We start from the raw sequence: 13,173 nt of genomic DNA, 5'->3' as shown, positions 1-13,173 counted from the left end.
CGTCATGCCCTTCCACATCTCGGTGGAGCTGCTGGAGCCGCTCTACCAGGCGACCGCCATGGACGGCGAGCAGGCCGAGTGGCCGCCCCACCCGGCCCGCCTGTTCTGCGCACTGGTCGCGCACGCCGACCTCGACGATGCCGCGCACCGGATGGCGCTGACCTGGCTGGAGGCCCAGGATCCGCCCGTGGTCACGGTGCCGGCCAGGCCCTTGGAGGCGGAGCACCCGCGCGCGGCGTGGGTGGTGACCAACATCGTGGACCCGGGAAAGGTGACCCACGGCCTGCTGCCGGGACGCACCGCCGGCGGTGTGCCGCGAGCGTGGGCGCAGAAGACGCTGTCCGGTACGCGGATGGTGTTCAGCTGGGCTGGGGAGCCGGGTGAGGAGCTCGCCCCGGTGCTGAAGGAACTGGCCCGCCGGGTGCCGTACTTCGGGCGATCGACCGGGGCCGGGCTGCTGGATGCCTGGTGCGGCCCCGACGAACCCGGTGACAAGGACGGGTGGCGGCAGAGCTGGAGGCCTGCCGCCAGCGGGGAGTACCCGAAGGAATCGCGGCCGATCCGGATCCCCTACCGCGGCTATCTGGCGTGGCTGGAGGAGGCGTTCGAGGAGCAGCGGCCGTCCTGGAGCCAGGCGGTCACCCACCACTACCTCGACCCCGACCACACCGACCGGGACGAACCGGCAGTGGCGGAGGGTCCGTTCGGTGATCTGCTGACGTTCTCGTTCGCCCCAGGCGTGACGCTGGACCCGCGGTGGACGCTGGAGCTGACCAGCCGGCTGCGGAGCATGGTGATGGGCACCCTGGAGGCGATGGGCCACGACGTCGAGGCGATGACCACGGTCCACGGCCACAAGAACAGCCCGGACGACCCAAGGCCGGTCGCCTACCTCGCGCTGCCGTTCGCCGGCCACCACCACGCCGACGGGATGCTGCGCGGACTCGGCATCGCCCTGCCCCGCGAGATGCCCAGGCAGGACCGCAAGGCCCTGCTCGCGGCCCTCCTTCGAAATGACGGGGGCTTGCGGTGGATCCCGTTCGCGGACGGGGAACCGCTGGACCTGGTACGGGTCAGTCCCGCCGACCACGACCAGTGGCCGCAGACTGTCCAGCCGGGGACGTGGCAGGGGCCATCGACGGCGTGGACCACGGTGCTGCCGATGGTCCTCGACCGCTTCCCCAAGAAGTACGAGGAAGCCGCGTGGGCGGACTCGGTCGCGGCCAGCTGCGCCGCGGCCGGTCTCCCTGAACCTACGCAGGTGCAGGTGAGCCCGCGCGGCGCGCTTGTGCCCGGGGCCCGGGGCGTGGACGGGTTCCCGGTGCGCCGCAAGGACGGGGAGAGGCCGCTGCCGAGCTGCCATGTGCGCCTGACCTTCCCGGTCCCGGTGACGGGGCCGGTGGTGCTGGGCAGCAAGAAGAACTTCGGCCTGGGCCTGTGCCGCCCGGAGCCCGACTTTCAGGAGGACGACCAGTGACGGGCACCGAGCGGCTGCCGGTGATCGAGACGGCCGAGTTCCCTGCCTTCTTCCGGGAGCTCCACCACCACACCCACTGCCCCGGCGGGGCCGAGACCGCGGTGTGCGCCGGGTGCGAGGGCTGGGCGCCGTTCCCGTGGCAGAGCGCCTACCTGAACGCCGTGGCCGAGGGGGCCGACTGGCCCGACCTCGATGTTCCCACCGCGCTGGGCAAGACGACGTTCATCGACATCTGGCTCTTCCTCCTCGCCCAGCAGCACTCTCACCACCGGCACCAGGAACTGGGCCGCGAGTACCGGACGGTGCCGCTGCGGCTGTTTTTCTGCGTTGACCGGCGCTTGGTGGTCGACCAGGCCCACCAGCACTCCACGGAGCTGGCCGCGGCGCTCGCCGAGGCGCCGGCCGGTTCGGTGCGGGCGAAGGTCGCCGCCGCGCTGCGTGACCTCGGCGGCGGCGAGTTGCCGCTGGAGGTGGTGCGGATGCGTGGCGGCACCCGCTGGGAGTCGAACTGGGTGCGCAGCCCGGCCCAGCCGCTGGTGGTGACGTCGACCGTGGACCAGTACGGCAGCCGCCTGCTGTTCCGCGGCTACCACACCTCCCCGCAGCGCGCCCCGATCGACGCCGCCCTGACAGGGCACGACGCTCTCCTCGCTCTGGATGAGGCCCATCTGTCGAAGGCTCTGCTGGCGACCGCCGCCGACACCGCGCTCTACCAGCAGACGGCGGTGCGAGGGGAGTTGGCGGCGCGGGCGCTTCGGGTGGTGAGCCTGTCGGCGACCAGCGCCACCGGCGGCCGGCCCCGCCTGGGCATCGGTGAAGACGACTGCGCCCATCCGATCGCCGGGCGGCGGATCGCGGCCGAGCGCCACGTGACGCTGCTGGACGCCGGCGGCTGGTCGAAGAAGCCCGCAGAGGCGTTCGCCCTCGCGGCCGAGACCGCGCTGGACGCCGTTCTGCCTGTCCTGGGGCTGCCCGCGGTCGCGTTGATCGCCAACACCATCAGCCACGCCCGCGCCGCCCACGAAGCGCTGGCCCGGCGCACCGACGTGGACGTGCTGCTGCTGACCGGCCGCTGCCGGCCCGCGGAGCGCGACCTGCTTGTCACCGGCCCGCTGGCCGAACTCCTCGACGGTGTCAGCCGGGACCGTGAACGCCCCCTCGTCGTGGTCAGCACCCAGACCCTCGAAGTGGGGATCGACTGCACCTTCGGGGCGATGGTCAGCGAATGCGGCGACTGGGCCTCCATCCTCCAGCGCCTCGGGCGCCTCGACCGCCGCGGCGAACTCGGACCCGTGCCCGCGATCCTCGTCCGCGCCCACAAACCCGAGGACCCCGACCGCATCCCCGTCTACGGCCCGGCCGCCGCCCACACCTGGCAGTGGCTCACCCAGCACACCCCCACCCACGACACCCAGGACCCTGCCGAGCTGACCCCCCATCTCCTGGACGGCCTGGTCCTCAACCCCGTTACCCTGCCCCAACTTCTCGACGGCACCGACACCACACCGCTCACCCGCGCCGGCGAACACATCCCCCCGGTCGAGCAGACGCGCCTGGGCGCCTTCGCCCGCACCAGCCCCATCCCCGTCCCCGACGAATCCCCCGCCCCCTTCCTTCACGGCCTCGACACCGGCCAGCCCGAAGTCCAACTCCTGTGGCGCGCCGACCTGCCCACCGACACCACCGACCCCGAGACCCTGGCCGAACACATCCGCACCACCCCCGTCCACCCTGGCGAAACCCTCGCCCTGCCCCTCGCTGCGGTGCGCCGCTTCCTCACTCAACCCCGCGCGACCCCCGACACCAGTGACCTCGAAGGCCCCGACGCCGACACCACACCCGAACCCCGCAACCCACCCACCCGCCTTCGCACCACGGTCCTCCAACGCGAGACCGACGGCACCTGGACTACCCCGCGCCTCATCCAAGACCTGAAGCCCGGCGCCACCCTCGTCCTGCCCACCACCGCTGGCGGCCACGACGCCTACGGCTGGACCGCAGGCCCCGACACCCCCGTCCCCGACCTCGGCGACCACCCCACCGACAACACCCGCACCCCGCTACGCCTCGACCCGGCCGTCCTGGCCAGCACCACCGGCAGCGACCCCGAACAGTTCACCCCGATCATCAAGCAGGCCCACACCGACCTCACCGCAGACCCCGACGACCCGGACGCCTTGAGCACGACCGACGCGGTCCACGCCGCGATCACCCGGCTGCTCGCCGCCCTGCCCACCGACAGCCCGGCAGACGGCCCCGCCCGACACACCCCGGTACTGCGCCGGCGTCTGGAGCCCCTGCTGCAGGTCGCCGAGTGGCGCACCGGACGAGCGGCTGCCGTCGGGGTGGTGCTGATCGATCACGGTGGTCCGGGCCGGATCACCCTCGTCCCGCCCCGGATCACCGACGCCGGCCACTACCGGATCACCGTCGACGACGAGGACCCGGACAGCAGCAGCCTCACCCGCCCCGTCACCCTCAAGCACCACCACCAGACCGTCGGCGAACGCGCCCGCGACTTCGCCCGCGCCGTCGGACTGCCCGACGACCTGGTCGACGCCATCGTGCTGGCGGCCCAGGCCCACGACTGCGGCAAGGACCACCCGCGGTTCCAGTGCATGCTCTGCTCCGGTGACCGCTTGCTCGCCGAATCCCTGCCCGAACCCCTCGCCAAGTCCGGCATGGATCCCACCGACCGCACCGCCCGCCGACGCGCCGCCCGCCTGGCCAACTGGCCCAAGGACCTGCGCCACGAAGCCCTCAGCGCCGCCGCCGTCCACACCTGGCTCGCCACCAACCCCACAGTCGCCCGAGGCCTCGACCACGACCTCGTCACCCACCTTGTCGCCGCCCACCACGGCTACGCCCGCCCGATGCTGCCCGCGTTCGCCGACCCCGAGCCGGTCCTCGTCGAGTGCACCATGCCCGACGACACCACCGTCACCGTCTCCAGCATCGTGATCGGCACCGACTGGAACGGCCCGGACCGCTTCGACGCGCTGAACCGGCGTTACGGCTTCTGGGGCCTGGCCCTCCTCGAGACGGTCCTGCGCCTCGCCGACATCGCCTGCTCCGAAGAAGGCAACTGACGTGCACCAGCTCGAACTCCCCGCGCTCCGCTCCGACGACCCGCTCGGCTTCCTCGCCGCCCTGGGCGTCCTCGAACTCACCACCGCCGTCCTGCCCGCAAAGCCCCGCCTCCACTGGAAGGGCCCGGCCGGAGCAGCCGTCCTCAGCACCGCCCATCCCCTCACCCTCGACACCCTCACCGAGCTTCTCACCAGCCATCTCCCGCCCAAGCCCGCCCAACGGAGCAAGAAGAAGGTCAACGGGGAGGAACCCGAGAACCCGGCAGCCGCTGTCGACCCGCTCCCGCACGCCCCAGGCCTGCTGACCATCCCCCGGGACGACGACCCCACCGCCCGCAACGACGCCCTACGGATGCTTCTCGACGCCAACCACGACCTCCTGCGCCAACTCGCCCGAGCCGAAAGAGAAGACGGCAACCACCTCGCCCGCTGGCTCGCCGCGCTCACCAACAGCATGTGCTTCCAGGAGTTCACGCCCGACAGCAAAACTGGGGGCTCCGGGAACACGGTGGTACGCCGCACCCGCACCACCCCGCTGATCGCCACCAGCGGACGCATGACCCTGGCCATCGTGATGCAGAAAGCCGTCGAAGGATGCCACCAGGATCCCTTGCAGATCCGGTCCGCCCTGACCGGCTGGCGCCGTATCCCCGAATACGCACCGGCCAACCTGGACCACCGCGCCCTCGGCGACGCCCACACCAACCCCGAGGGCGAGGCCTACCAGCGCGGCGCCCCCGGCCCCACCTGGCTCGCCCTCCACGCCCTCGGCGCCTTCCGCCTCACCGCCATCGGCCGAACCGAAGCCGCCACCAGCTGGGACATCGCCGAGGGCGGCGCGCTGCGCTGGCCAGCATGGACACCACCCCTGACCACCACCGCCGTCACCGTCCTGCTCGAACACCCCGCCGTCCGAGCCCCCGAACCCGCCACACCCCGCAATGGCAGAATGCTGACCGACCTCGGCGTCACCGCCCTCTACGCCGCCCCCCGAACAGGCACCTCGAAGTACGCCAGCCCCCTCGGCGCGGGCCGCCCCCTCTGGCCCTGAACCCCACCGTTGATCACCCGCAAGTACCCGAACCTTGACAACTCCACAACGCCAACCCCACCGAGGTCACAGACCGCCCCAACTTCGGAACCACAAGGACGCCACGCACCCCCGGCCCACACCGAAGCAAAATGTTCTAGATAGCCCGAAAAATCACCGCCGCCATTCGGCACACAGACCATTCACCGAATAAACCAGCAGGTCAGATAGCGTTTCTCCGCACCACTTCGGTGCGGCTCCATCGCAGCTCCGTCGAGGCGTTCAAGGACGCCCTCGCCGAGCACGTTTCTCCGCACCACTTCAGTGCGGCTCCATCGCAGCCGCAGTGAGCTGCGCGCGTGGGATCCGCTTCCGCTGTTTCTCCGCACCACCGTGGTGCGGCGCCATCGCAGCACCTCGACCAGCAGCACCAGGTCGTGGAAGACGACGAGTTCCTCCGCACCTCACGGGCTCACGGGTGCGGCAGCATCGCAGCTGGATGTTGGCGCCGGTGGCCGTCGTCTCGGTGCTTGTGCTCCATGCCTCCATGGTGCGGCATCATCACGGCGCTGGATCGTCGCCCACCTCGTCCACCGTCAGACGGATGCCACTGCCCACGTCCTGGTGCGACACCATCGCAGTATGGCGCACTCGTCCACGTCAACTAGGGTGATCGCCGCCCTTCGTCACCATCCCGGTGAGGCACCATCACAGCTCGACGGTCATGTAGTACTTCGGCTCCTGTGCCACGGGCCCTCCGCACCGTCTCGGTACCGCCCCATCGCAGCAACAGCTCCGACTCCTGTTACTACCTGCTGATAGACGTTCCTCCGCACCTCACCGGTGCGGCACCATCGCAGCTTCGACGGCACCCGAATGCGCAACTCCTACGCGCTCGCTCCTCCGCACCCCGCCGGTGCGGCACCATCGCAGCCCGACCGAGCGCCTGGAGAACGGCGAGCGCCACACGGTGCGACTCCATCGCAGCTCCACCGCTTGGACCATGGCCGGGCGCCACGCCGCGCGCCTCCGCACCATCCCGGTGCGGCACCATCGCAGCCAGGCCGGATAATCCTCTAGGTAGTCGGCCGCCCTCGTCGCTCCGCACCATCTGGGTGCGGCACCATTGCAGGTCCTCGATCGCCCACGCCGACCAGTGGTTGGCGACGCCGTTGCTCCGCACCATCCCGCTGCGGCACCGTTGCAGCCCATTAGTTCTGGCTGCCCCGCTGTCCACCGAAGGGTTGGGATTACTCTGCAACCGCCAGGTGTGGCACCATCGCAGCGCCATAGCTCCCTACGTAGCCGCGTCCTGTACGCCGTCCCGCCGTGTCCTTCTGGTGCGGCGCCATCGCAGCTTGTGGACGTGGAGGACGTGAGCGATCTCGCTCACAGTTGCTCCGCACCCGTCTCGGTGCGACACTATCGCAGCGCGGACCATGCGCTCATGGGCTTGGACGCTGGCACGTCCCTCCACATCTTGCTGGTGAGGCACCATCGCAGCGGCGATTATCTCGCCAAGTCCCAGGATGGCTGGGGCCCCGTTGCTCCGCACCATCCCGGGGGAGGCTGAATCTCAGCTGGCACGTCAACCGCCGGCACCGCCGACCCCTCGGCGTCCCTCTGCGCCTCGCTGGTGCAGCTCCATCGCAGCTCTACTTCCCGGTGCCTACCGGAGTCGGTCTTGTGGTTTCTCCGCACCAACCGGCTGCGACACCATCGCAGCATCACCATGGCCGACGAAGGCACCGAGGGCTGGATGCTCTTCCGCACCATCGCGGTGCGGCACTATCACAGCTACGAGGGCCTGGCGTCCGAGACGGTCGAGACGTTGCAACGCTCCGCACCATCGCCGTGCGGTACCACCGCAGCATCGCGTGGGCCGGCGTGGTCAACGGAACCACCACCGCGTCGCTCTGCACAACTTCCGGTGCGGCACCATCGCAGCAACTTCCAGGCACAGCCGATGGTGTCGACTGTCGAGCCGCTGCACACCATCCGGGTGCGGCAGCATCGCAGAATCGGCAAGGGCAGGTCCAGGAATACCCACTCGCCGGTCGCTCCGCACCATCCTGGTGCAGCAGCATTGCAGTCGCGGTGACGTCCGATCTCAGGATCGGTGGACCTGATGGCGTCTCGGCACCACGTCGACGCGACTCTATCGCGGCCACACCCGGGGCTTGGTACCGAACAGCATGATTACCTGCGGCTCTGCGACACCGAGGTGCGGCACTCTCGCAGCAAGGATGCCGGCCTCAACGCCGAGAAGCTCACCGAGTCTCGCCGCACCATCATGGTGCGGCACTATCCCAGTTTGCCTAGCCCGGTGACGATCAGTTCTTCCTGGCCGATTCCTCCGTACCTTGTCGGTGCGGCACCATCGCAGCACCCGGTTCGGGGACTACCTCACCGCGCGGAAGTCCCTCTCCCTCCGCACCATCTCGGTGAGGCCCCATTGCAGGCGCACGCAGGGTCGGGCCGTATCCCTCCAGGACTATGGTCGCTCCGCATCGTCCCGGTGAGGCACCATCGCAGCTCGTCGCGCGGGATCAGGTACACGTGCTCCTGGGGGAAGCCGTTCTGCACTGCCCTGGTGCGGCACCATCGCAGTGCCATGCGCCCAACCAGGTATTGACTGGGGGTACGGGTGTTGCTCTCCGCACTATCCCAGTGCGGCACCATCGCAGCTTGTAAATCAGCGTCCGGCGTCCGGCGACGACCCGGTCGCTCCGCACCACCTTGGTGCGGCTCCATCGCAGCGCGAAGGCGACCCGGAAGCTTGGCGCGTCGGTCGCGTGTCGCTCCGCACCACCCTGGTGCGGCACCATCGCAGCTTCGAAAGCTCGCTGTTCGTCGAACCTCCGGCCGACCGTCACTCCGCATCCCCGGTGCGGCAGCATCGCAGGCTAGTCGTGGTGCACGGCTGCGTAGGCCATGTCCAGGCTCCTCGCACCTCGCCGGTGCGGCACCATCGCAGCGCGCCATTGCTGAGCGGGAGCACCTGCAGGATGACCGCTAAACTCCGCACCTTCCCGGTGCGGCACCATGACAGCGTTCCGGTGCCCATCTTCTGCGTCGACCCGATCAGTGCTCTGTCCGCACCGTCCCTGGCGCGGCACCATCGCAGCGCCTGGCTCGACCGACCGGCGACGCTCCGGAGTTCGTCACTCCACGTCGTCCCGGTGCGGCACCATCGCAGCACACGGTCGAGGAACTGTTCAACCTGGCCTGGGCTGGTCCCTCCGCACCACCTCGGTGCGGCATCATCGCAGCGACAGCATTAGCGGGGTGACGGCGAGCATCCCGGCGTTCCTCCGCACCATCCCGATGCGGCACCATCGCAGCATCCAGTGCTGGAAGCAGCGAACCGCCAGGACGGCAATGTCCCTCCGCACCTTGCTGGTGCGACACCATCGCAGCTCGTCACCTAGATCCGTTAGGTGTAGCCACTGGACAGCCTCTCCGTACCCTCCCGGTGCGGCACCATCGCACTGCGGTGCTCGGCGACAAGCAGTGCGCGACCTCGTAGTGGCTCCGCATCACCCCGGTGCGGCACCATCGCAGTCAGGCCGGCACGTTCGTGCCGCTGGGAACGACAACTATCCCTCCGCGCCGTCCTGGGCGCGGTACCACCGCAATCCGGGCCGTGCCATTCGGGTGTCTCCTCACCTCAACCGTCACTCCGCATCGACCCCGTGAGACGCCATCGCAGCGACACCGGCTGGCCCACCGTCGTCACCAGCAACCTGCCGCTCTGCACCATCTTGGTGCGGCACTATCGCAGCACGGTTCCGGCGCCGCTGGACAGGCCTCTTGACCGCCTGCTGCTCCCCGCCATCCCGATGGGGCACCATCGCAGGGCTCCCCCTCGCACCGGCGAGTCCGCCTTTCTGTTGGGGCGACGCTCGACACCGTCCCCGTGCGGCACCGTCCGCACGTCTGGCTGGCTTCCGAACCTCAATGACCTGAAGAGCTGCGGCACTCCTATGGCTTGGTCGCGGTCTTGAACCGGAAGCCGAAGAGGCCGCCGGTTTCGTGTTCGTCGGTGAGTCGGGGGCTGCGGATGTATGGCTCTGGATCGAATCCGCGTCGAGCAGCGACGCTGAGGTTGTCGGTATTGATGGTGACGATGTACTGCATTCGCTCCTCCTCGGCTACCTCGGCGGCGAGGGTCAGTGCTCTTGCGATCTGGCGCTCGTCTACGCCGTCATAGAGGTGGCTGTCGTGGATGAGGAAGTCGGGCCCGCGGCCGTAGCGGTGGGCCAGCACGGCCAGGGTGAGGTCGAAACAGAAGATGACCATGCTGGCGATGCCGCGACTGTCGTCACTGTCGATGCGGGGGGTGATGGTGAGGCTACTACGCCCTGCCTGTATGGCGAGGTACGCTTCGCGGCCTTCTCCGTAAAGGCGTTGTGCGTACCGAGAGAAGAGGAGAATCGCTTCGTTGGTCTGCTCCTGGCGCTCCTGCAGGTCGGTATCGACTGCCTGTTGCAGCTCCACGCTTTTGGCCGTGATCTGCCGGGCGCTTGCCTCCAGGGTCTGGGCTGCCTCGAAGCGGTGGCGAAGAGCGCCGAGCGCTGCCTCCTCCCGTCCCAGGGCGGTCTGCAGGGCTGTCAGGGCTCCCAGCGCCCCACCGTCGGCCAGTTCGCGGAGGAGGCGAGCCTGGTCGTCGCCCAGACGCGCGCGCTCAGCCCGCCGAGCGTTGAGACGTTCGGTGAGCTCGTTGACCTCATCTTCGAGGAAGCGCCGACGGTTGCGGACGATGGAGTGGTGGAAGGCTTTGACATCCTCGAACCGACGTCGCACCTGGTCGTTGAGGATGACACCGAGCTCGTTGTAGGCCGGCTCCAGATAGTCAACGTCGACATCCGTCGTCTCGGTGACTGCAGCCTGAAGTTCCTCCAGGTTGTGCTGGTCGATCACGTCTTCCTGGGTCAGCTGCTTGATCCGGCGGCTGACCTGGTCTGCGCGGTCTTTGAGTCGTTCGTATTCGGGAACAACCTGGAAAGCGGCGACCTGGTTGCGCAACCGTTCCACTTGCGCCTCAGCCAGCGTGATCTGCCCGCGAAGATCTGCGGTGGATCCGACGATGCGTCCCCATACGGGGTCGTTGACGGCCTTCTGGAGCTGGCTCCGGGTGGCTTTGCGGGCAGCGAGCTCCCGATAGCCATCGACGAGCTGCCAGTCCAATCCCAGCAGGTAGGCGAGGTTGGTTGACGCCTCAGACGCGGACTGTTGGGAGAACGTGCGGGTGGGCTCGTTGAAGGCGTGCGACGAAGCGCGGCGGGCCAGGAAGGACAGCAGGGTGCGCCCGCTGACGCCGGGATGGTCCCCGCGGAGGCCGAAGAGATCTCGTTCGATCGCGCCAGTCCATTGTTCCACTGACAGCTCTACTGCACCCTCATGGGGGAAGAGGCCTTCGGCAGGCAGACCGACGACGTCCTGGCTCAAGGTGATGACCTTGTGCCGGGCTCCGCTCCGGCGCACTTCCAGCGGCTGCTCCAGTTCGGGCCAGTCCATCTCGAGGCCGAAGGTGATGCCGCGCAGGGCCTTGTTCAGAGCCAGCACCTTGTTGCTGGCTCGAGCGCCAAGGAGGAAGTGGATGAGCTCGATGACGCTGGACTTGCCCGCACTGTTGCGGCTGTCCGTGTCAGCTGACGAAGCCGTTTTGTCCGCCACCAACAGGTTCAAGCCCGGTGTGAAGGTCACGGTCTTGAATCGGGAATCGTCAGCGCTCAGACGGCGCAGCATCCGCACTCCTAGCAATGAGGACATCCTGGACGAGCTCCACGGCACCCATGGCGTAGAGCACATCGAGGGCCAGCACGAACCAGCCGAACGATACCGGTGAGACGTGCGCGTGATTGGCGCGCCAGCCTTTGAGTCGCGACCAGGCCTGGCTGATGGTCCGTGGCTCGTCCAGCTGAAGGAGGATCTGGGCTCCGACTGCCAGCAGGCATCGGTCCGGGGCAATGCCCTTCGTCGGAGTGATCACGCGGACCGCTCCAAACCTGGCTGCCAGCCGGCTGGTGGCGCCTCGAAGATGTCACACCGCTCGAAGAAGTGGGCGAGGACCACCAGCGCCGCACGCATGACCTTTGGCCTGGGGTGCGCGTTGCCAAGAACGTACATCCGCAGTTGCCACAGAACGTCCTCTGGGTCGGTCCAGTCCCTGCGCATTTGCTGGTAGTACACCCGGAAGCCCTCGGCCACCTCGTCGTGTTCCAGTTCACGCAACGTGCCATTGTAGAAATCGTCGACTAGATAGCTCTGGCGCATGCCGCGTAGAAGGTCCTCCCGATCCTCACCGTCGATGCAGTTGAAATCCAACTTTTCGACGGGCACATCGGGCAGGGAAATGAGCGGGTCAGGTTCCCTGCGCCGGTCCTGGAGCTGCTTCAAAAGCGGCTCCAAGTCGTCCATCCCGATACCGAAGGTCATTTCCTTGATCGGGATCTCGCACCGCAACACGTCTTCAGCGGTCATCAGGTCGAGCTTCATGCATTCTTGCCAGAGTCGCCGAGCGCCCATCTGTTCGAAAGTCAGGGTGGGGGTTTCGGCGGCCGCCGTTGCGAGGAGACCGGTTACCTCCGGATGTATCCCACGCCGGTCGTTGTGAACGAAGACGAAGGTGTCGAACTGCCCGCTGCGCTTGGCTATGGCCCCAGCCAGGTCTCCCTCGAACTTCTCGCGAATCTTGTAAGGCTTCACAGTCTGAGGTGCGTAGCAGGCGTACAGCCGCCTCGAGTGGAGAGTCAGACCGTCCGCCGACATGTCACCCAGGCTGCCTGCGGTTCGCACATCGAGAAAGTCCGGGTAGCGTGAGCACATCAACCGGTGAAAGAAGTCCTCGAAATCGTTCTCGTACAGCTCTGCCATGAGTTCAAGGAACTTTACGTGCGCGTAGGCCCGTTGCTCGTACCGCAAGACACCCCCCTGACGTACAGGCGGGAAGCCTAGCCTCTGACGACTAGCTGTCGGTAGTCCACCGACGACGATGGATCACTGAGCTTGTAGCGACTCGGCGGACGTGCTGCCCGATAGGGGTGCTGCTGACGGCGTCGACTCGGCCAAAGTCAGGAGTGGTGAGACTCATCGATGAAGGAGTGAGCCTCGTCCGGGACGCGGACGCCGGCATGCACCGCTGTGCGGCAGCGCCCCGCTCGCAGCCGCGCCATGGACGCCAATCGCTAGAGGAGGCTGGTGAGGGACCTGCTCCGTCGGCCCGGCGCGGGGTGGCGGCCGCTGGACAGAACTCGGGTGAAACGTCGAGGCCGAGCGTACCCGCCGAGCCCGCGAGCAGGTGGCAGCTGCCATGCAGGGCAGCAGCGAGCGCAACAGCAAAGGGTCGCATGTTGTGGCCCGGACGAGTTGCTTCGACGAGCCGGGATGGCTTGGAAGGGGGGCGGGATTCGGGGACTTGTTGGGGACCACGCGTCGTTCACCATCTCCTCTGAGGCGCCCTTCGGTGAACGAACAGCGCGGGCTGTCTACCGTCCGGCGTGCAGCGAGGGCCATCGCCGGGCGACTGGGGGTCAAGGGGTCGCAGGTTCAAATCCTGTCGTCCCGACAGTGAT

The 13,173-nt window shown here is 68.2% G+C and carries 8 protein-coding genes; 4 read left to right on the top strand and 4 right to left on the bottom strand.

Annotation, left to right across the window (positions count from 1 at the left end; all coding sequences use genetic code 11):
- The first annotated feature begins 4 nt into the window (after positions 1 to 4).
- From csb2 to ACWDD9_RS20110, 3 genes are read left to right on the top strand one after another with little or no spacing between them, the layout of a single operon-like run.
- Entirely contained in the window at positions 5 to 1,477 is a 1,473-nt protein-coding gene (csb2, locus tag ACWDD9_RS20120) for a type I-G CRISPR-associated protein Csb2 (RefSeq protein ID WP_375874392.1), read from the top strand.
- On the top strand, positions 1,474 to 4,566 hold the full coding sequence (gene cas3g, locus ACWDD9_RS20115; protein ID WP_449812197.1) for a type I-G CRISPR-associated helicase/endonuclease Cas3g: 3,093 nt from the start codon (positions 1,474 to 1,476) through the stop codon (positions 4,564 to 4,566). Before csb2 ends, cas3g begins: the two co-directional genes overlap by 4 nt.
- Position 4,567: 1 nt before the next feature.
- Positions 4,568 to 5,617, top strand: coding sequence for a type I-G CRISPR-associated protein, Cas3-extension family (locus ACWDD9_RS20110; protein ID WP_375874394.1), 1,050 nt, complete (start codon positions 4,568 to 4,570; stop codon positions 5,615 to 5,617).
- A 182-nt stretch (positions 5,618 to 5,799) separates the two neighbouring features.
- On the opposite strand, the gene ACWDD9_RS20105 is transcribed toward ACWDD9_RS20110, so the two are convergent.
- The gene (locus ACWDD9_RS20105) at positions 5,800 to 6,027 is read right to left on the bottom strand and encodes a hypothetical protein (RefSeq protein WP_449812196.1); all 228 of its coding nucleotides are present in this window, start codon (positions 6,025 to 6,027) and stop codon (positions 5,800 to 5,802) included.
- Positions 6,028 to 7,280: 1,253 nt separating this feature from the next.
- Between ACWDD9_RS20105 and ACWDD9_RS20100 the strand changes: the two genes are divergently transcribed.
- Positions 7,281 to 7,697 (top strand): hypothetical protein, encoded by a 417-nt coding sequence (locus ACWDD9_RS20100; RefSeq protein ID WP_375874395.1) that lies wholly within the window; start codon positions 7,281 to 7,283, stop codon positions 7,695 to 7,697.
- 1,883 nt (positions 7,698 to 9,580) lie between these two features.
- Here the strand turns inward: ACWDD9_RS20100 and ACWDD9_RS20095 are convergent.
- From ACWDD9_RS20095 to ACWDD9_RS20085, 3 genes are read right to left on the bottom strand one after another with little or no spacing between them, the layout of a single operon-like run.
- Positions 9,581 to 11,347: an ABC-three component system protein gene (locus tag ACWDD9_RS20095; RefSeq protein WP_375874396.1), complete on the bottom strand. Its 1,767-nt coding sequence runs from the start codon at positions 11,345 to 11,347 to the stop codon at positions 9,581 to 9,583.
- Complete coding sequence (locus ACWDD9_RS20090) at positions 11,325 to 11,591, bottom strand: ABC-three component system middle component 6 (RefSeq protein WP_375874397.1); 267 nt, start codon at positions 11,589 to 11,591, stop codon at positions 11,325 to 11,327. The genes ACWDD9_RS20095 and ACWDD9_RS20090 overlap by 23 nt, the downstream gene beginning before the upstream one ends.
- A complete protein-coding gene (locus ACWDD9_RS20085; protein WP_375874398.1) occupies positions 11,588 to 12,475 on the bottom strand; it encodes an ABC-three component system protein in 888 nt (295 codons plus the stop codon). Before ACWDD9_RS20085 ends, ACWDD9_RS20090 begins: the two co-directional genes overlap by 4 nt.
- Between the last annotated feature and the right edge of the window lie 698 nt (positions 12,476 to 13,173).

The sequence above is a fragment of the Kitasatospora sp. NPDC001119 genome (assembly GCF_053598475.1).
This window is presented reverse-complemented; position numbering and strand designations above follow the sequence as displayed.